Source organism: Pseudomonas pseudonitroreducens (assembly GCF_021603645.1).
GTDB lineage: Bacteria > Pseudomonadota > Gammaproteobacteria > Pseudomonadales > Pseudomonadaceae > Pseudomonas > Pseudomonas pseudonitroreducens.
In genome coordinates this window covers 127,836-147,932 of sequence record NZ_BQHJ01000004.1, presented here as the reverse complement: position 1 = coordinate 147,932, position 20,097 = coordinate 127,836, and the positions used below count along the sequence as shown (strand labels likewise).

Sequence of the window (20,097 nt, the reverse complement as noted above, 5' to 3'; positions counted from 1 at the left end):
CCCTGCTTCTGACTCAGCGCGAGGCTGCGCCATGCCCCACAACCGTCGCACCACCGCCTCCACCTGCTGCTACTGCGGCGTCGGCTGCGGTGTACTGATCGAGCACGACGACGAGCGCATCCTGGGTGTGCAGGGCGACCCGCAGCATCCGGCCAACTTCGGTCGCCTGTGCAGCAAGGGTTCGACCCTGCACCTCACGGGCGATGAAGATGCCCGCGCGCAGTTCCCGGAGCTGCGCCTGGGCAAGGGTCTGGCGCGTAGCCGTACAGACTGGGATACCGCACTGGAGCATGCCGCCAGCGTCTTCGCCGAGACCATTCGCGAGCACGGCCCGGACAGCGTGGCCTTCTATGTCTCCGGTCAGTTGCTGACCGAGGACTACTACGCCTTCAACAAGCTGGCCCGCGCCCTGGTCGGCACCAACAACATCGACAGCAATTCGCGCCTGTGCATGTCCTCGGCGGTGGTCGGCTACAAGCGCAGCCTCGGCGCCGACGCCCCGCCCTGCAGCTATGAAGACATCGAGCTGGCCGACTGCGTAATGATCGCCGGCAGCAACATGGCCTACGCCCATCCGGTGCTCTTCCGCCGGCTGGAAGAGGCCCGCGCGCGGTGCCCGGAGAAGAAGTTGATCGTCATCGACCCGCGCGTAACCGACACCGCGGAACAAGCCGACCTGCACCTGGCGATCCTGCCTGGAACCGACGTCGCGCTGTTCCACGGCATCCTGCACATCCTGCTCTGGGAGGGCTGGATCGACCGCGCCTTCATCGATGCCCACACCGAAGGGCTGGACGAGCTCAAGGCGATAGTGCGCGACTACGGCCCGCTGGCCGTGGCGGAAGTCTGCGGTATCAGCGTCGATGACCTGCAACGCGCCGCTCAATGGATCGGCCAGGCGCCATCCTTCCTGTCGCTCTGGTGCATGGGCCTCAACCAGTCCACTGCCGGCAGCGCGAAGAACAGCGCGCTGATCAACCTGCACCTGGCCACCGGGCAGATCGGCCGGCCCGGCGCCGGCCCCTTCTCCCTCACTGGCCAGCCCAACGCCATGGGCGGCCGTGAGACCGGCAGCCTGTCCAACCTGCTGCCCGGCCACCGCGACGCCTCGAACGCCGAGCACCGCGCCCAGGTCGCTGAATACTGGGGTGTCGAGCAACTGCCGGAGAGTACCGGCCTGAGCGCCATCGAGCTCTTCGACGCGGTCCGTGATGGGCACATCAAGGCCCTGTGGATCGCCTGCACCAACCCGGCGCAATCGCTGCCGGACCAGACCCGCGTGCGCGAAGCCCTGGCCGCCTGCCCCTTCGTCATCGTCCAGGAAGCCTTCACCACCAGCGAGACCTGCCAGTACGCCGACCTGCTGCTGCCGGCCGCCAGTTGGGGCGAAAAGGAAGGCACGGTGACCAACTCCGAGCGCCGCATCAGCCACGTGCGCCAAGCCATTCCTGCCATCGGCGAAGCACGGTCGGACTGGAGCATCGTCTGCGACCTCGCCCGCCGCCTGGAGCAACGTCTGCGCCCCGGCCAACCCAGCCTGTTCGACTTTGATTCGCCGGCCGAGCTGTTCGATGAATACAAGCTGCTGACCCGTGGGCGCGACCTCGACCTCTCCGGTATCGGCTACGCACTGCTGGACACCCGCGGGCCACAGCAATGGCCATTCCGCTGCGGCGCGGTAGAGGGCACCGAGCGCCTGTATGGCGACGGACAATTCCCCACCGCCAATGGCCGCGCCCGACTGATCGCCGAGCCCTACCGCGCAGCGAAGGAAAAGCGCGATGCGCGCTATCCGCTGATCCTCAACACGGGCCGCCTGCGCGATCAGTGGCACGGCATGACTCGTACCGGTACCGCACCGCAACTGTTCGGCCATGTCGAAGAGGCTGTTCTCAGCCTGCATCCGAATGAACTGCGCCGTCGGCGCATCAGTGACGGCCAACTGGTACGCCTGCACAGCCGCCGTGGCGAATTGGTGCTGCCGGTACAAGCCGACGACCGACTGCGTCCCGGCCAGGCCTTCCTGCCGATGCACTGGGGCGACCGGTTCCTCAAGGGGCTGGGGATCAACGTGCTGACTCTGCCTGCCGTAGACCCGCTGTCACGCCAACCCGAGCTGAAGCACGCCACCGTGGAAGTCAGCCGCATCGAATTGCCCTGGCACTTCTTCGCCCTGGTGGAAGGCGATGTGCAGAAGCGCTTCGACACACTGCGCCCATTGTTCGAGGAGCTGCGCTACGCCAGCTTCAGCCCGACCGGCCGCGACCGCCCCGCATTGGTGATCAGGGCAGCCCACAGCGAGGCACCCAGTGCTGAGTGGTTGAATCGCATCGATGCCCTGCTCGATCTCGGCGAAGGGCCGGTCATGGCCTACGACGACCCGCGTCGTACCGTCGGCAAGCGCGTGCGTATCGAACAATCGCGAATCGTCTCGCTGCGCCTGGCCGGCGAAACCGCCGCCCGCGCCTGGCTGCGCGAACTGTGGAAGGAAGGCCGCGCTGACCAGGAGCTGCGCCGCTGGCTGCTCGCCCCACTCAGCGCCGCCCCTGGCAAGGCCGGCGCGGCGACAGACAAGACCCTCTGCAACTGCCTGAACGTCAGCCAGAGCCGCATACAAGCCGGCATCGACCAGGGCCTGGACCTGGAAGGCCTCAAATGCGAACTCAAGTGCGGGACCGCCTGCGGCTCCTGCGTACCGGAAATCAAGCGCCTGCTGGCCTGCAAGCCGCTCGCGGCGAGCGCCTGAACCAAGCCGCGAAGACGGCAGCCTGAGGAGAACGACATGAGTGGAAAAGTCTGGCTGATCGGCACCGGTCCGGGCGACCCGGAAATGCTGACCCTGAAGGCCGTGCGCGCCATGGCACAGGCCGATGTGGTGCTGATTGACGACCTGGTGAATCCCGCCGTGCTGGAGCACTGCCCAACTGCACGGGTGATTTCCGTCGGCAAGCGCGGCGGCTGCCGCTCCACGCCACAGGATTTCATCCATCGCCTGATGCTGCGCTACGCAAGCCAGGGGCGCCGCGTGGCACGCCTGAAAGGCGGCGACCCGTGCATCTTCGGTCGCGGCGGCGAAGAGGCCGACTGGCTCGCCGCGCAGGGCATCGAGTGCGAGCTGGTCAACGGCATCACCGCCGGGCTGGCAGCCGCTACCCAGTGCGGTATCTCCGTGACCCTGCGTGGCGTCAGCCGAGGCGTGACCCTGGTAACCGCGCACACTCAGGACGACAGCCCGCTGAACTGGCGCGGCCTGGTGGAAGGCGGAACGACCCTGGTGGTGTACATGGGGGTGGCAAAACTGGCGGATGTCCACAAGGGCCTGCTTGACGGCGGCATGGCGGCTTGTACGCCAGTGGCGATGATCGAGAACGCCTCCCTGCCCGCCCAGCGCGAGTACCGAAGCCGGTTGGCCGACATGCTTGACGATGCCCGGCGCATCGCCCTGAAGAGTCCGGCAATCCTGGTGATCGGCGAAGTCGTAGGCGCTGCACAGCAAGCGATGCTGGCCCGCACTGCCTGAATCTGACTTTTCTGCAGGCAAAGAAAAACCCGGCCTAGGCCGGGTTTTTCTCGTCAGCTCAGACCAATTACTTGGCTTGGGCTTCCACTTCGGCTTCTACGCGGCGGTTAACAGCGCGGCCTTCGGCGGTTGCGTTGTCAGCAACCGGACGGGACTCACCGTAACCAACAGCGTTTACGCGACCGCCTTCAACACCGTACTCGTTGACCAGTACGTCACGAACGGCGTTGGCACGACGCTCGGACAGCTTCTGGTTGTAGGCGTCGGTGCCGACGGAGTCGGTGTGGCCTTCAACGGTGGTGGAGGTGGACGGGTACTGCTTCATGAAGTCAGCCAGGTTTTTGATGTCAGCGTAGCTGTTCTCTTTAACCTTGGACTTGTCGAAGTCGAACTTCACGTCCAGCTGTACGCGAACGACTTCGGCAACAGCCGGGCAGCCGTTGGCATCAACGGTGACGTTGGCCGGGGTGTTCGGGCACTTGTCGACGTTGTCGCAGACGCCGTCGTTGTCGGAGTCGGAGCAGACTTCAGCAACCGGCTCGGGAGCCGGGGCCGGCTTGGCGCCGCCGCCGAAGTTCATGCCGACGCCCAGGCCAGCCATCCACTCGCCCTGGTGACCGTTGTCACGCTTCTCCAGGCCGTACTGGCCATCGAGGCTGGCTTTGGCGTAGAAGTTCTCGGTGAAGTAGTACTTCAGACCGGTACCGACCATGGCCATGGTCAGGTTCTGACGACCACCGTTGTCGGAGTTGATGTTGGTCAGGCTCTGGTGGCCGATACCTGCGGAAACGTACGGACGCAGGTTGCCAGCACCCGGAGTGCCGAAGTGGTAGATGGCGTCCAGAGTGCTCAGGTTGCCATGGACCTTCTTGTTGCCGGTCTCGTAGGTGCCACGTACGTCGTGGTACTCACCGTAGGACAGAGCCAGCTCGACGTCGTCGGTCAGGAAGTAACCAACCGAGCCGCCGTACAGGTCCGCGTTCTTCATGTTGCGGGTGCTGTCGGTGAAGTAGCGCTTGCCGAATGCTTCGACTTCGACGGCGCCCTGGCCTTGAGCGAACGCATTGACAGCGGCAGTGGCGATCAGCGAGCCAACTACAACGCCTAAGGTGTTCTTCAGTTTCATCCGTTAAATCCCCATCTTGGTGGTCAATAAGTTGTCCTAACCATAGGCCGTACAACTTGGGTGGCAAGTTTATCAGAACTTGCCAAACAGAGAGACAATATTTCCCGGACTAAGATTCCGTCACATTCGAAAACTTTTCTCTCATTCGATCGAGTGCACGTTTGTAGCGCATCTTCGTGGCGCTAAGCCCCATGTGCATGATGTCGGCGATTTCCTGGAACTCCAGTTCCGCAACAAATCGAAGCACGAGGATTTCCCGATCAATGGGATTGACATGAACTAGCCAGCGGTCTAGTCCACCTCGCTCTTCGACTTTCGGGGCCTTCTCTTCAGAAGCTTCCTCGACTGGATCCAGACTCAGCGCATCGAGCAATCTGCGTTTGCGCCGCTCCTTCCGATACTGGGTAATGCACTCGTTGTAAGTGATGCTGTACAGCCAGGTCTTGAACTTCGACTTCCCCTCGAAGTTCTTCAGACCATACAGCACCTTGAGCATGACCTCTTGACACACATCATCGGCGTCCCGGTCGTTGCCCAGGTAGCGCGCACAGACGTTGAACAGCGTGCGCTGGTAACGGCGCATCAGCTCTTCGTAGGCCCGTGTCACGTGGTAAAGCTCCTCGTGAGAACGCTCCACCAGCTCCTCGTCGGTGAGCTGGCGCGGGTCATAGCGCAAGGACAGTGATTGCGGCGTGTTCAAGTCGGGTCGGGCCAGGTCAAGTCAGCGTCCGGCACGGCTTTCGGGAAGCCGTACCGGCAATCGGTCATCATCTTCAGCGACTGGTTACACGCTGATCGAGCAGGATGCGGTTGGCGATCGACACCAGCTCACCCTCGTCTGTCAGCAGGATAGTCTTGATGGTACCAATTTCCTCGATGATGCCTTCGACATCCGCGACTTTCACCTGTTGTCCGACCTGATACAGCTCTCGCACGTAAATGCCTGCAATGATCTGCCCCGCCACTTCGCGGCTACCCAGGCCCAGGGCAAGCGCCGCGGCCAGGCCGATCGTGATCAGCACGATGGCAATGATGTAGTTCAGCAGGTCGGTCTTGATTTCGAGCTGGCCGATGGCCACGGAAATGCTGACGATGATCACCAGCCACTGGGCAACACGCCCCAGGCCGCTGGCATAGTCGAGACCGAAACCGTCGGCGGCGCCGCGCACCAGGCTGTTGGCCAACTGGGCCAGCAGTACGCCGACAATCAGCACCAGGGCCGCGCCAAAGACCTTCGGCAGGTAGAGCGCCAACGCATCGAGGGAGGTCGAGACCCGCGGCAGGCCCAGGGTATCCACGGCGGACACGAGGAATACCAGGAGCACGAACCAGTACATGATCTTGCCGATCAGGGTCGAAACCGGAACCTGGATGCCTGCCCGCGACAGCAGCTTGGTCAGCCCGGTGCCACCCATCAGGCGGTCGAGGCCGAGCTTGGCGAGCAGCTTGGACAACAGCGCATCCAGCAGCTTGGCGACGACAAAGCCGAGCAGCACGATCACCAGGGCGGCAAGCAGGTTCGGAATGAACGCGGCCAGCTTGCCCCACAGGGTGTTCATGGCGGTCAGCAGGCTCTGCGTCCAGATGTCGATTTGCATGTTCAGTCGGCCTTGTCAGCGGAAGGGGCGGAATTCTGCGCGCGGCGCGAAACCGGTGCAAGGTGCAGGGCTCCACGGCTCACGCCAATGGTCAGCGCTTCGAACCAGTGCCCGACCAGGCTGAACAGATCGCCCGCACCCACCTGCCGGTTGGCAGTTTTCAGGACGCGATCCAGACGCGAGTCATCACCCGGCTGTTCCGGGGGCATGCGCAGCAGGTCGCGCAGGGATTCTTCAAATGGATCGTGCATACGCACCTCGCCTGTGTGAGGTGCTTGACGCCCTCACCACCTCAAAAGTCACACCTAGAGCCAACGCAGGCGGCGGAAGACCCACCACTGGAACGCCACTATTGCGAGGATCACCACGCATGCCACGGCGAAGCCGTAAGGTGCGCTGGAGCCCGGAATACCGCCGACATTGATGCCCAGAAGACCGGTCACGAAGCTCATGGGCAGGAAAAAGCCGGTGATGATACCAAGCAGGTACATGGTGCGGTTCATCCGCTCGGTAATTCGACGATGTTCGGCTTCCTGGATCAGGCTGATGCGCTCGCGCACCAGTTCCAGTTCTTCCAGGTTGCGAGTCAGGCGGTTATACAACTCGTTCCAGTAATCGGCATCATCGGCGACCGTCCAGTTTGCCTTGAACCTGACCATCTGCGAGTAGATTTCCCGCTGCGGCGCCAGATAGCGGCGCAGGCCTGCGGCACGTCGCCGCAAGGTGCGCAGCTGGTGCTGGTCGGGAATGCTGCGCTCGTCCTCCTCGATAGCCTCCTCCATGGCGTCAAGCTGGTCGGCGAGTCCGCCAATCAGGGTATCGACGCGATCGGTGAGGTAATGAGCAAGGTACAGCACGACTTCCGAGGCGGTCTTCGGACCACGTCCGGCGTCGAGGTCGGCCCGCAGGTCCGCCACAGCCTTGAGCGGGCGCAGGCGCAGCGAGATGACACGTTGCGATTCGGCATAGACGCGCAGGGAAACCATGTCCTCGGGCACCGCCCCGGGGTTCAGGTTGACCCCGCGCAGGAACAGCAGCAGGCGCTCGCCACCCAGATCCACCAGGCGCGGACGGGTCGCCTCCTCCAGCAACAGGTCACAGGCGAATTCGTTCAAGCCGCTCAATTCGCGCAACCAGGCCTGGGCTTCGGGCACACCACGATCCCAGTGCACCCAGAGGCTCTCCTCGGGCTTGAGATCCAGCAACGGCAGTTCGCTACGGGTGATCCGCCGGCCACCGCCGTGACCATCCAGTACGAAACCGTCGATCAGTCCGCGTTCCGTGCCGCTTTCGTACTGCTGCATGCCTTTTTTCCTTCGCTCCCGATCGCTATCGCGAGGCCTCATGAAAAATGCCGGAAGCTTTCGCTTCCGGCATTGACTCGAACTCTTGCTGAAAGGTTCGAATTATTCCGGCATTTTCAACGCTTTAGGAGAAACGATGATGCCGTTGTTATCGGCATAGACGAACTCGCCCGGGCGGAAGGTGATACCGCCGAAGGTCACGGCCACGTTGAGATCACCGATGCCGCGCTTGTCGGTCTTCATCGGATGGCTGGCCAGCGCCTGCACGCCCAGATCGGTCTGCGCGATCACATCGACGTCACGGATGCAGCCGTACACCACGATGCCTTCCCAGCCGCTCTTGGCAGCCTTCTCGGCCAGCATGTCGCCCAGCAGCGCGCGGCGCAGCGAGCCGCCGCCATCCACCACCAGCACCTTGCCCTTGCCGTCCTTCTCGACCTGCTCCTTGACCAGCGAGTTGTCCTCGAAGCACTTGATGGTGACGATCTCGCCACCGAAGGAGTCCCGTCCGCCGAAGTTGCTGAACATCGGCTCGACGACCTGGACCAGCTCCGGGTAGGCATCGCACAGATCGGGGGTGACGTAATGCATGGAAAACGCTCCTCTTGATGAAATCCGGCCGGCTTCAGGCCTGGATGTGACCGAAAGCCGCAATGGCGTCACAGTCTACTCCCTGCCACGCCAAGCTCAAGCCTGGGCCAGAGCGCCCTGCTCCGCTGGCAACCCACCGTGCTCCAGCCAGTGTTGCAGGCTTGGCCAGACTTCGCGCTGGGCGCCCTTGCTGATGAGCATCTCGACGTGGCCGAAATCCTCGGAGAAGCCCTGCCGCCGCCCCAGGTGCAGGTACTCGCGGACCTCGGAACCGAACTGCTCCAGCAGCATGCGACAGGCCCAGGCCGGATCCTGGATATCGCCATCGGACGCCACCGCCAGCACCGGTACGCGGACATTCTGCAGACCACCCCACCAGTCATTGCCCTTTTCGCCGAAGCGGCCGAACAGGCTGTACCAGCGCAGGGTTTCCAGGGCGAGCCCCAGCGGCTCATCCTCAGGCCCACGCTTGAGCCGCGAACCCGACAGGCCGCCCATGCGCTTGAGCAGGAAGCGCCCGCCCCAGGCAACCGGCGGCAACTTCAGCGGCCAGTAGGTGCGACTGATCTGACTGCCACATAGGGCAACGCTGGCCACCTCGGCTTCTTCGAGATAGCCGCCGCCAAGTGCCGCCGCAAGGGTGATGCCACCCAGGGAATGACCGATCCAGTGTGGTGCCTGACCACTCTGCTCGACCACGAAGCGTGCGAGGGCCGGCAGGTCGAAGCGAGCGTAGTCGGCGACACGATTGCGGTCGTAGTCCTGGTTGCGCAACGACAGTCCGTGGCCGCGCATTTCTGGAATCCACACGTCGAAACCGGCGCGCGCCAGATAGGCGCCCAGGCCGATGCCCTTCGGCGAATACCAGAAGCGACGATTGGAGAAACTGCCGTGCAACAGGATCACCGGCACGCCACGCCGGCCTTCGGAGCGGCCAAGGCGGGTCACTGCCAGCTCGACGCTGGTGTCCGGGCTGTTGTTCGGCTTGAGGCGGTAAACATCCTCGGTGAGGTCACCGCGCAATTCGGCGCTCACGAGCGCGACAGGAAAAAGTTGACTGCTGCTTTGCATGGAATCGCTTGCACAAAAAAGGGCGGGTGAAATCACCCGCCCTTCTCAGGATGGTAAAGGAAACGTCAGGACTGACCTTCAGCGAGGAAGAACCAGGTATCGAGGACCGAGTCGGGGTTCAGCGATACGCTCTCGATGCCCTGTTCCATCAGCCACTTGGCGAGGTCCGGATGATCCGACGGGCCCTGGCCGCAGATGCCGATGTACTTGCCGGCACGGTTGCACGCCTGGATGGCGTTGGACAGCAGCTTCTTCACGGCCGGGTTACGCTCGTCGAACAGATGCGCAACGATGCCCGAGTCACGGTCCAGCCCCAGGGTCAGCTGGGTCAGGTCGTTGGAGCCAATGGAGAAGCCGTCGAAGAACTCGAGGAACTCATCCGCCAACAAGGCGTTGGACGGCAACTCGCACATCATGATGACGCGCAGGCCGTTCTCGCCACGCTTGAGACCGTTGGTGGTCAGCAGGTCGACGACCTGGGAGGCTTCGCCCAGGGTACGGACGAACGGCACCATCAGCTCGACGTTGGTCAGGCCCATTTCGTTGCGGACCTTCTTCATCGCGCGGCATTCGAGCTCGAAGCAGTCACGGAAGGATTCGCTGATGTAGCGCGAGGCGCCACGGAAGCCGAGCATCGGGTTCTCTTCTTCCGGCTCGTAGAGCTTGCCGCCGATCAGGTTGGCGTATTCGTTGGACTTGAAGTCCGACAGGCGCACGATGACCTTCTTCGGCCAGAAGGCAGCGGCCAGGGTGCTGACGCCCTCGACCAGCTTCTCGACGTAGAAACCGACCGGATCGTCGTAACCGGCGATACGCTTCTCGACGCTTTCCTTGATGTCCGCCGGCAGGCTGGCGAAGTTCAGCAGAGCCTTGGGGTGCACGCCGATCATGCGGTTGATGATGAATTCGAGGCGGGCCAGGCCCACGCCTTCGTTCGGCAGCTGCGCGAAGTCGAAGGCACGGTCGGGGTTGCCGACGTTCATCATGATCTTGAACGGCAGCTCGGGCATGGCGTCGACCGAGTTCTGGCGGACGTCGAAGCCCAGTTCGCCTTCGTAGATCAGACCGGTGTCGCCTTCGGCGCAGGACACGGTCACACGCTGGCCATCTTTCAGCGCCTGGGTGGCGTTGCCACAGCCGACGACAGCCGGGATACCCAGTTCACGGGCGATGATCGCAGCGTGGCAGGTACGGCCGCCACGGTTGGTGACGATGGCGCTGGCGCGCTTCATCACCGGCTCCCAGTCTGGGTCGGTCATGTCGGAGACCAGTACGTCGCCCGGCTGGACCTTGTCCATCTCGGAAACGTCGTGGATCACCTTCACCGGACCTGCGCCAATGCGCTGGCCGATGGCTCGGCCCTCGACCAGGACCTTGCCTTTTTCCTTGAGCAGGTAGCGCTCCATCACGTTGGCGCTGGAACGGCTCTTCACGGTTTCCGGGCGGGCCTGCACGATGTACAGCTTGCCGTCGTCACCGTCCTTGGCCCATTCGATGTCCATCGGACGCTGGTAGTGTTTCTCAATGATCAGAGCCTGCTTGGCCAGTTCGATCACCTCGGCGTCGGACAGGGCGAAGCGAGCGCGATCGGCCTTCTCCACATCGACCACCTTGACCGATTTGCCGGCCTTGGCTTCGTCGCCGTAGATCATCTTGATGGCCTTGCTGCCCAGGTTGCGACGCAGGATGGCCGGACGGCCGGCTTCCAGGGTCGGCTTGTGGACGTAGAACTCGTCGGGGTTCACCGCACCCTGCACCACGGTCTCGCCGAGGCCGTAGGCACCGGTGATGAACACCACGTCACGGAAACCGGATTCGGTATCCAGGGTGAACATTACCCCGGCAGTACCGGTTTCCGAGCGAACCATGCGCTGCACGCCGGCGGACAGGGCGACCAGTTTGTGGTCGAAGCCCTGGTGCACGCGGTAGGCAATGGCACGGTCATTGAAAAGGGAGGCGAAGACTTCCTTGGCCGCGCGGATCACGTTGTCCACGCCGCGGATGTTCAGGAAGGTCTCCTGCTGGCCGGCGAAGGAAGCATCCGGCAGGTCTTCGGCGGTGGCGGAGGAACGCACGGCCACGGCCATGTTGTCGTTGCTGCCGGCCATCTCGGCAAAGGCCTTGCGAATCTCGGCGTCGAGACGCTCAGGGAATTCGGCGTCCATCACCCACTGGCGGATCTGTGCGCCGGTCTTGGCCAGGGCATTGACGTCGTCCACGTCGAGGGCGTCGAGGGCCGCGTGGATGCGATCGTTCAGGCCGCTCTGCTCGAGGAAGTCACGGTAGGCCTGGGCGGTAGTGGCGAAGCCACCCGGTACGGAAACGCCGGCACCGGCGAGGTTGCTGATCATTTCGCCCAGGGATGCGTTCTTGCCCCCCACATGTTCGACATCGTGGACGCCGAGCTTATCGAGGGAAACTACGTACTCTACCAAGGTGATCTCTCCACTAAGTGTTGGAAAAGGTCATACAAGTCGGTGCGGCCCCACCCTGTCTGGCCGGAGCCGGAAAAATGGGTGAGAATGCCCCGGCAAAGGGCCTTGCAAACGCGGGGCCTATCATAACCAGGATTCGATCCTACCTATAAGGCCCGCAGCGCACATGAAACGAACTGCATTCTTCATTTCCGACGGCACCGGCATCACTGCCGAAACCCTCGGCCAGAGCCTTCTGGCGCAGTTCGAGAACATCAATTTCACCAAACTGACACGACCTTACATCGATACCGAAGAAAAGGCGCGCGTCATGGTACAGCAAATCAACCGGGCTGCGGAGGCGGACGGGGCAAGGCCAATCATCTTCGATACCATCGTCAATCGTGAGATCCGTTCGGTCCTTGCGCAATCCAACGGTTTCATGATTGACATCTTCTCGACCTTTTTGTCCCCGCTCGAGCAAGAATTATCCTCAGACTCGTCGTATTCCGTCGGAAAATCCCACAGCATCGGCCATAACCCGCATTACATGGAGCGGATCGATGCGGTGAACTTCGCCCTCGACAACGACGACGGCGCCCGCACCCACTACTACGACAAGGCCGACCTGATCCTGGTCGGCGTCTCGCGCTGCGGCAAGACGCCCACCTGCCTCTATATGGCCCTGCAATACGGCATTCGCGCGGCCAACTACCCGCTGACCGAAGAGGACATGGAGCGCCTGCAGCTGCCCAATGCGCTCAAGCCCTACAAGCACAAGCTGTTCGGCCTGACCATCGACCCGGACCGGCTCACCGCGATCCGCCACGAACGCAAGCCCAACAGCCGCTACGCCAGCTTCGCCCAGTGCGAGTTCGAAGTTCGCGAGGTGGAAAACCTGTTCCGCCGCGAGAACATCGCCTACATCAATTCCACGCATTTCTCGGTGGAGGAGATCTCCGCGAAGATCCTCGTGGAAAAAGGCGTCGAGCGCCGCCTGAAGTAACTGTCCGGGCTTTCCCCCTACCTTCCTGCAGCGGCCGGTCCTCCCGGCCGTTGATCTTTCGGCAGCTTCTCGCCGCTGCGCCTATCATTCTCCAGACCCACGATTTGCCCATGACCCAGGTCATGGGGCGGGCATTCCACTGCAACGGCACAGGAGAGCGCCATGCGAGGATGTCAGTATCTGGTTCTGGCCTTATTGCTGGCGCTGTCGGGTTGTGATTCGGACGAACCGCCCAACGCCCAAAAGGCCACCCCAAGCCCACCAGCCACCCCCCAGCCCGCCGCTGTGCCAGCGCCGCCACCGGCCCCGGCCCCGACTGCCGCGCCCGCACAACCGGCGACGCCAGCACCGGCTGCGCCCGAGCAACAGTCCCAGGCGGTGTTCAGCAACGAGCAACTGGACCAGATGCTCGCGCCTCTGGCTCTGTACCCCGATTCCCTGCTGGCGCAGGTGCTGATGGCGACCACCTATCCCGGCAATGTCGCCGACGCGGCAGCATGGTCGAAGGCGCACCCTAAAGTCAGTGGCGATGACGCCGTCAAGCAGGTGGCAGATCAGCCATGGGACCCGAGCGTGCAATCGCTGGTCGCCTTCCCGTTGGTACTGGTCACGCTGGGCCAGGACCCCGCGTGGGTCCAGCGGGTCGGCGATGCCTTCCTGGCCCAGCCGGACGCCGTGATGGATTCCATCCAGCGCCTGCGCCGCCAGGCCCAGGCCGCCGGCAACCTGAGCTCCAACGAACAGCAGACCGTTACGCTGAAGCCGGCCGCAGCGGCGCCCGCACAGCCTTCCTCAGGCAGCACCGTGGTCACTCAGCAACCTGCACCGGCGCAGACGATCGTCATCGAGCCGGCCAATCCGCAGGTGGTCTACGTGCCCAGCTACAACCCCACGCAGGTTTATGGCACCTGGGCCTACCCGTCCAGTCCGCCGGTCTACTACCCGCCGCCGCCGGAATACCCCGTCGCTACCGCACTGGCCAGCGGCCTGGCATTCGGCGCGGGCGTCGCCATCGTCGGCTCGCTCTGGGGCGACTGCGACTGGGACGACCACGAGATCGACGTGGACGTGGAGCACTACAACAACTTCAACAGCAACCGGAACGTCAACCGCAACGTGAATCGCGAGTTCAGCCAGAACATCAATGGCAACCGTGCGGCCTGGCGCCATGACCCGACCTACCGCAACGGCGTGCCCTACCGCGACGCTCGCAGCCGTGAGCAGTACAACCGACGGCTGGCGGGCGGCGAACAACGCGAAGCGATGCGCGGCTTCGACTCGGCCAAGGCGCAGGAGCGCTCCCGCGCCCGGGACAGCCTGGCACAGCGCGGCATCGCCCCGGCAGCGAACAACCAGCAGGCGCGCGAGCGTGCCCAGGCGGCGACCCGCGACCTGCGCGACAACCCGCAAGCGCTCCAGCGCGCGCAACAGGCCAACCGCGAACCACGCGACGCCAATCAGGCCCGCGAGCGCGCGCAGAACGCCACTCGTGAGCTGAAGAACAATCCTGAAAACCGGCAGCGGGCGCAGAACGCCATGCAGAACCGCAGCAACCCGGCACAGCAACGGCCCCGGGCGCAGAACAACCAGCAGATCCGCGAACAGGCCCGTCAACAGCACGCCAGGAGCCAGGCGCCACGCAACAATGCCTTTGCCGGCGCCAGCAACCCGAGGCAAACCCGCGAGATCGCCAACCGCGGGCAAGCCAGTCGCGCCGCTGCCAGCCGCCCGCAGGCCGCCCGCGCCGGCCATACCGTACAACGCCCTGCCCGCGCGCCTCGTGGCGGCGGACGCCGATAGGAGACGAGCCATGCCCATCGCCTCGCGCCTGCTGGCGCTCGCCCTCCTCGCCGCCCTGCCCGCCAGCCTGCTGGCCCAGGAAAGCTTCCCCACCCCCGACGCAGCCGCCGACGCCTTCATCGCCGCGCTTGGCAGCGAAAAGGCCGACCCCGAACGCCTCGCTGCGCTGCTGGGCAAGGACTGGCAGAGTTACATTCCGACTGCTGGCATCGATCGGGACGAAGTGGATGCCTTCCTCGCCCACTACAAGGACAAACACCAGATCGAGAAGGACAACCCCCACCTCGCCCATCTGGTCGTCGGCAACGACCCGTGGACCCTGCCCCTGCCGATCGTCCACGAGAAGAACGGCTGGGCCTTCAATGCCAAGGCCGGCGGCGAGGAAATCCGCATTCGCCGCATCGGCCGCAACGAAGAGTCGACCCTGGAAGCCGTGCAGGCGTACCACGATGCGCAGATGGATTACGCCGAAGTGGATCGCAACGGCGACGGCGTCCTGGAATACGCGCAGAAGTTCGTCAGCAGCGACGGGCAGCATGACGGGCTGTACTGGCCGGAGGAGGAAGGCGGAGAGGAAAGTCCGCTCGGCCCGCTGTTCGGCGACGAATTGCCCGGCGACGGCTGGCATGGTTACCACTACCGCATCCTCACCGCCCAGGGCCCCTCGGCGCCCGGCGGCGCCTACGACTACCGGATCGGCGGCAGGATGACCCGTGGTTTCGCGCTGGTCGCCTGGCCGGTGAAGTACGGCGACAGCGGCGTCATGAGCTTCATGATCAGCCACGATGGCGAGATCTTCTCCAAGAACCTCGGCCCGGAGAGCGACAGGATCGCCAAGAAGATGACCCGCTTCGACCCGGACAGCAGCTGGACCGAGGTCTCCGCAGAGCAGGAAAAACCCTGAGTGACTGAACCCGCCCGACCGCCCCGCGGTCGGACGGGTTCAGGAACAGCCGCCGCTCGCACCGGGTCCGGCGGGTGCGCCCAGGCCTGTCATGCGCCTGAAACAAATAGCCTGCCAACGCGCCAACCGACTGTCGCCAGCGAAAAACCACATGATAGAATTCGGCGCGCTATTGCCTGGCGTCACCAGGCCTCGCCGGTCGGCATGCCGGCCACAGCCATCTGGGGTGACGACCGCGGCGTTTCTTTTCAAGGCTTTGCGGCCACTCACTCATCAAGGCCCATGAGACTCAAGCCCACTGCCCTGCTCCTCTTCCTGAGCATCCTCCTGCTTCCTGGCATCAGCGCCGCTGCCGGCAAGACCGTCTATGGCCTGAACGAATACGCCCGGATCAACGACCCGGACATCGAACTGGCCGCCAAGCTCGACACCGGCGCCAAGACCGCCTCCCTCAGCGCCCGCGACATCAAGCGCTTCAAGCGTGATGGCGAGACCTGGGTGCGCTTCTACCTGGCCACCGACACCGCCGATAGCCAGCCGATCGAAAAACCCCTGGCGCGCATCAGCAAGATCAAGCGCCGCCACGGCGACTACGACCCCGACGAAGGCAAGGCCTATACCGCGCGCCCGGTGATCGAACTGGAGCTGTGCATGGGCAAGGCCCTGCGCACCATCGAAGTGAACCTTACCGATCGCAGCGCCTTCCAATACCCGCTTCTGATCGGCTCCGACGCGCTCAAGCGTTTCGGCGCCCTGGTCGACCCGAGCCTGAAATACGCTGCCGGCAAGCCCGGCTGCCAACCCGTAGCGAAACCTGCCGAGTAATCCCATGCGCTCTCTTACCCTGCATCTGAAGGTCCTGATCGCCATCCTGCTGACGCTGGGCGTCGCGATCACGGCCTACCAGATCTTCGTCCTCGGCATTCCCATGACCGAGGCCGAGACCGACGACCTGTGGAACATCGACGCCAAGGTCGAGTTCGTGGCCACGCCGAAGACCCCGGTGAAGGTGCAGATGTTCGTGCCGCCGCTGACCCAGGACTACGTCAGCCTCAACGAGAGCTTCGTCTCCAACAACTACGGCGTGGGTATCAACCGCTCCGACGGCAACCGCAAGGTCACCTGGTCCTCGCGTCGCGCCACCGGCCAGCAGACGCTCTACTACCGCCTGGTGCTGACCAAGCGCTACGCCGGCGCCAGTGAAAAGGCCAAGGAAAAGGGCCCGATCTTCCGCGACAGCCTGCCCCTGGAAGGCCCGGACAAGATCGCCGCCGAAGCCCTGATCGCGCCCATCCGCCAGCACTCGGCGGACGTCGAGACCTTCGTCAGCGAAGCCATCAAGCGCGCCAACAACCTCAATGACGACAACGTGAAGCTGCTGCTGGCCGGCGATACCAGCCTGGACAAGCGCTCCCACGTGGTCGAGACCCTGCTCGCCGTGGCCCATGTGCCGCTGGAGCGCGTGCACACCATCCGCCTGGTCGCCAACCAGCCGCAGCAGCCCGAACTCTGGCTGCGCAGTTACAACGGCAAGGAGTGGCTGTACTTCAACCCGGAAACCGGCGAACGCGGCCTGCCCAACGACCGCCTGATCTGGTGGCTGGGTGACGAGAGCCTGCTGTCCATCGAGGGCGGCAAGAAAGCCACGGTCAACTTCAGCCTCAACAGCAGCGAGATGAACGCCATCCGCCTGGCCAAGCTGTCGGACGAGAACACCGACGCGGCCTTCCTCGAGTACTCGCTGTACGGCCTGCCGCTGTCCACCCAGCAGACCTTCCAGATCATGATCATGATCCCGTTTGGCGTGCTGGTGATCCTGATCCTGCGCAACCTGATCGGCCTGCAGACCCTGGGTACCTTCACCCCGGTGCTGATCGCCCTGGCCTTCCGCGAGACCGGCCTGCAGTGGGGTATCGGCCTGTTCACGGTGATCACCGCGCTGGGCCTGTCGCTACGCTCCTACCTGGAACACCTGAAGTTGCAGATGCTGCCGCGCCTGTCGGTGGTACTGACCTTCGTGGTGGTGATGATCGCCGCCATCAGCCTGCTCAGCCACAAGCTCGGTTTCGAGAGTGGCCTGTCGGTCGCCCTGTTCCCGATGGTGATCCTGACCATGAGCATCGAACGCCTGTCGATCACCTGGGAAGAGCGCGGCGCCGCCCACGCCATGAAGGCCGCCATCGGCACCCTGTTCGCCGCCGCCCTGGCGCACATCCTGATGCGCGTACCGGAGCTGGTGTACTTCGTGTTCACCTTCCCGGCCGTGCTGCTGATTCTGGTGTCGTTCATGCTGGCGATGGGTCGCTACCGCGGGTACCGCCTGACCGAACTGTTCCGCTTCAAAGCCTTCCTCAAGGACTAAGCCATGTTCGGCCTGATCAAGCGATGGAAAGCCCTGGAAGCCAAAGGCATCATGGGCATCAACCGACGCAACGCGGACTACGTGCTCAAGTACAACCAGCGGCACCTGTACCCGATCGTCGATGACAAGATCATCACCAAGCAGCGCGCCATCGAAGCGGGCATCCACGTACCGGAAATGTACGGGATCATCTCCACCGAGAAGGAGATCGAACGCCTGCCGGAAATCATCGGCGAGCGCAGCGACTTCGTCATCAAGCCGGCGCAGGGCGCCGGCGGCGACGGCATCCTGGTGATCGCCGACCGCTTCGAGGAACGCTACAAGACGGTCTCCGGGCGGATCATCAGCCATGAGGAAATCGAGCACCAGCTGTCGAGCATCCTTACCGGCCTGTACTCCCTGGGCGGCCACCGCGACCGCGCACTGATCGAGTACCGGGTGACCCCGGACCAGATATTCAAGAGCATCAGCTACGAAGGCGTGCCGGACATCCGCATCATCGTGCTGATGGGCTACCCGGTGATGGCGATGCTGCGCCTGCCGACCCGCCAGTCCAACGGCAAGGCCAACCTGCACCAGGGCGCCATCGGCGTGGGTGTGGACCTGGCCACCGGCCTCACGCTGCGCGGCACCTGGCTGAACAACAAGATCAGCAAGCACCCGGACACCACCAATGCGGTGGATGGCGTGCAACTGCCCAACTGGGACGGCTTCATGAAGCTCGCCGCCGGCTGCTATGAACTCTGCGGCCTGGGCTACATCGGCGTGGACATGGTGCTGGACCAGGACAAGGGCCCGCTGATCCTCGAACTCAACGCCCGCCCCGGCCTGAACATCCAGATCGCCAACGACTGCGGCCTGACCCTGCGCACCCATGCCGTCGAGGCGCACCTCGCCGAGCTGGAGGGCAAGGGCGTGAAGGAGACGGTGGAAGAGCGCGTGCGCTTCTCCCAGCAGCTCTTCGGCCACGTGCATCCGAAGGAAGTCTGAGGCGCCCTGACCCATGAAAAAGCCCGGCGAATGCCGGGCTTTTTCATGGGCAGCCGCTGCGCTGCAATCCCGTAGGGCGCATAACCTGGAACAGGTTATCCGCCGGAAACTCTATGGCGGATAACGCTGACGCGTTATGCGCCCTACGCAACTGGGCGGTTCGCGAGCAAGAACTAGGCGTCCCCCTCGGTCCTACGAAAAGCATCGACCCCGTGCACAGCTCATCGCACCACGGCCAGCTCGAAGCCGCCCTGGTCGCCGTGCTCGCGCACCTTCATCCCCGCCTCGTTCACCGCCAGGTCTTCCAGCGGGCGCTTGTAGGGCTTGTTGTCGAGGGTCTGCAGGCTGCGGTCCTCGTCGGTGGTGAGCAGCAACACGTAGCGCTCACCCTGGTTGGCGCGCACCGGTACCGTGCCCTCGATGAAGGCGTAGCGGTACCAGGTTTCCGGATTGAGCTTGTACACCGCGTCGCTCACCAGCCGGGTCGGGCGCTTCTGTTCATCCAGGAACAGCAGCGATGGGTAGACCACCTGGTGATTGGCGAAGCTGCGCACGCGCAAGCCGTAGACGCGCTGGGAGCTGGGCAGCTTCATCGCGACGAAATAGCTCTTGCCCATGGGGAAGTCGAAGCTCGGCGAGAACTTGTTCAGCTCTTCATAGCGCGGCTCCTCCGCCGACAGCTCGGTAAAATCGCCATCCCCCATCTGGTCGCAGCAGCGCCGCTGCAGGTCGACGTAGAGGTCATCCAGGGTCTTGCCGCTACCCTTGAGCAACGCCTTCATGGCATCGGTCTGTTCGCCCGCGCCATCGAGCCCCGGCAGGTTGTTCGGGCGCGCCTTCAGGTCGATCTGGCGGCCTTCGGTGAAGGCGATGTTGCTGCCGCCCTGCTCGCCCCGACGGAAAGTTTCGCCGCGCTGCTCCGCGGTGATCGGCGAGTTGCGTACCTGGCCCTTGTCGTCGACCCAGGTGAAGTACGGGCTGCCGTTCTCGCTGCGGACGAAGCCGCGATCCTCATAGGATTCGGCATCGATGTACTCGGAGGAATGGTCGCCATTGGGCAGCACATAGTCGGCGCGACCGGGCGCTACCTGGCCGGCGGCGTAGAAGCTGTTCTGCAGGTTGCCCTGGGCGTCGACCCAGGTGAAGTAGCGCCGCTTGCTTTCCCCCGCCGGCCGGCTGCCCGGCCATTGCGTGGCGCTGAGGTCGATCAGCCGCGCACGATCGCTCTGGTCGATGCGCTTGTCCGCCTGGCGCTGCTGCTGGGCGTAATTGGCGTCGACGAAGGTGTTGTGCACCTGGCCGCTGTCGTCGATCCACGACAGGTAACGGCCGCTGGCAGCCTGCGCCGAGGCACTCAGGCCGATGGCGGCGCAGCAGGAAATCAGGAGGGTCAGCCTGCTCATATTCTCGC

17 protein-coding genes are annotated in these 20,097 nt (G+C 63.8%); 8 read left to right on the top strand and 9 right to left on the bottom strand.

The window, feature by feature from the left end; genetic code table 11:
• Positions 1-31 precede the first annotated feature (31 nt).
• Positions 32-2,746, top strand: a complete 2,715-nt coding sequence (locus tag L6D89_RS11265; protein WP_236199735.1) for a nitrate reductase — start codon at positions 32-34, stop codon at positions 2,744-2,746.
• 36 nt (positions 2,747-2,782) lie between these two features.
• Positions 2,783-3,520: a uroporphyrinogen-III C-methyltransferase gene (gene cobA, locus L6D89_RS11260; protein WP_236199734.1), complete on the top strand. Its 738-nt coding sequence runs from the start codon at positions 2,783-2,785 to the stop codon at positions 3,518-3,520.
• A gap of 67 nt (positions 3,521-3,587) precedes the next feature.
• Here cobA and L6D89_RS11255 read toward each other — a convergent pair whose 3' ends face one another.
• The 8 genes from L6D89_RS11255 to ppsA form a co-directional block, all read right to left on the bottom strand.
• Complete coding sequence (locus L6D89_RS11255) at positions 3,588-4,646, bottom strand: OmpA family protein (RefSeq protein WP_236175188.1); 1,059 nt, start codon at positions 4,644-4,646, stop codon at positions 3,588-3,590.
• A gap of 109 nt (positions 4,647-4,755) precedes the next feature.
• Positions 4,756-5,346, bottom strand: a complete 591-nt coding sequence (gene sigX / locus L6D89_RS11250; protein WP_236175189.1) for an RNA polymerase sigma factor SigX — start codon at positions 5,344-5,346, stop codon at positions 4,756-4,758.
• Between the two features lie 73 nt (positions 5,347-5,419).
• Positions 5,420-6,244 (bottom strand): mechanosensitive ion channel family protein, encoded by an 825-nt coding sequence (locus L6D89_RS11245; protein ID WP_236175190.1) that lies wholly within the window; start codon positions 6,242-6,244, stop codon positions 5,420-5,422.
• Positions 6,245-6,246: 2 nt separating this feature from the next.
• On the bottom strand, positions 6,247-6,495 hold the full coding sequence (locus tag L6D89_RS11240) for a CrfX protein (protein ID WP_236175191.1): 249 nt from the start codon (positions 6,493-6,495) through the stop codon (positions 6,247-6,249).
• 54 nt (positions 6,496-6,549) lie between these two features.
• Positions 6,550-7,548 (bottom strand): zinc transporter ZntB, encoded by a 999-nt coding sequence (locus L6D89_RS11235; RefSeq protein WP_236199733.1) that lies wholly within the window; start codon positions 7,546-7,548, stop codon positions 6,550-6,552.
• Between the two features lie 102 nt (positions 7,549-7,650).
• Positions 7,651-8,139 (bottom strand): ribonuclease E activity regulator RraA, encoded by a 489-nt coding sequence (gene rraA, locus L6D89_RS11230; protein WP_024765711.1) that lies wholly within the window; start codon positions 8,137-8,139, stop codon positions 7,651-7,653.
• A 96-nt stretch (positions 8,140-8,235) separates the two neighbouring features.
• On the bottom strand, positions 8,236-9,210 hold the full coding sequence (locus L6D89_RS11225) for an alpha/beta fold hydrolase (RefSeq protein WP_236199732.1): 975 nt from the start codon (positions 9,208-9,210) through the stop codon (positions 8,236-8,238).
• A gap of 65 nt (positions 9,211-9,275) precedes the next feature.
• Positions 9,276-11,645, bottom strand: a complete 2,370-nt coding sequence (ppsA, locus tag L6D89_RS11220) for a phosphoenolpyruvate synthase (RefSeq protein WP_236199731.1) — start codon at positions 11,643-11,645, stop codon at positions 9,276-9,278.
• Positions 11,646-11,811: 166 nt separating this feature from the next.
• Here ppsA and ppsR point away from each other — a divergent pair, with 166 nt between their 5' ends.
• The 6 genes from ppsR (at position 11,812) to L6D89_RS11190 (ending at position 18,686) form a co-directional block, all read left to right on the top strand.
• Entirely contained in the window at positions 11,812-12,630 is an 819-nt protein-coding gene (ppsR, locus tag L6D89_RS11215; protein WP_017516884.1) for a posphoenolpyruvate synthetase regulatory kinase/phosphorylase PpsR, read from the top strand.
• A 162-nt stretch (positions 12,631-12,792) separates the two neighbouring features.
• Positions 12,793-14,430 (top strand): DUF3300 domain-containing protein, encoded by a 1,638-nt coding sequence (locus tag L6D89_RS11210; protein WP_236199730.1) that lies wholly within the window; start codon positions 12,793-12,795, stop codon positions 14,428-14,430.
• 10 nt (positions 14,431-14,440) lie between these two features.
• Positions 14,441-15,334 (top strand): DUF2950 domain-containing protein, encoded by an 894-nt coding sequence (locus L6D89_RS11205; protein WP_236174475.1) that lies wholly within the window; start codon positions 14,441-14,443, stop codon positions 15,332-15,334.
• Between the two features lie 282 nt (positions 15,335-15,616).
• The gene (rloA, locus tag L6D89_RS11200; protein ID WP_236174476.1) at positions 15,617-16,159 is read left to right on the top strand and encodes a retropepsin-like aspartic peptidase RloA; all 543 of its coding nucleotides are present in this window, start codon (positions 15,617-15,619) and stop codon (positions 16,157-16,159) included.
• A 4-nt stretch (positions 16,160-16,163) separates the two neighbouring features.
• Positions 16,164-17,696 carry an osmotic stress tolerance membrane protein RloB gene (rloB, locus tag L6D89_RS11195; RefSeq protein ID WP_236174477.1) on the top strand — a complete coding sequence of 511 codons (1,533 nt, stop codon included), beginning with the start codon at positions 16,164-16,166 and terminating at the stop codon, positions 17,694-17,696.
• 3 nt (positions 17,697-17,699) lie between these two features.
• Positions 17,700-18,686 carry an alpha-L-glutamate ligase-like protein gene (locus L6D89_RS11190; protein WP_236199729.1) on the top strand — a complete coding sequence of 329 codons (987 nt, stop codon included), beginning with the start codon at positions 17,700-17,702 and terminating at the stop codon, positions 18,684-18,686.
• Between the two features lie 221 nt (positions 18,687-18,907).
• On the opposite strand, the gene L6D89_RS11185 is transcribed toward L6D89_RS11190, so the two are convergent.
• Positions 18,908-20,089: a MalM family protein gene (locus L6D89_RS11185; RefSeq protein ID WP_236174478.1), complete on the bottom strand. Its 1,182-nt coding sequence runs from the start codon at positions 20,087-20,089 to the stop codon at positions 18,908-18,910.
• Between the last annotated feature and the right edge of the window lie 8 nt (positions 20,090-20,097).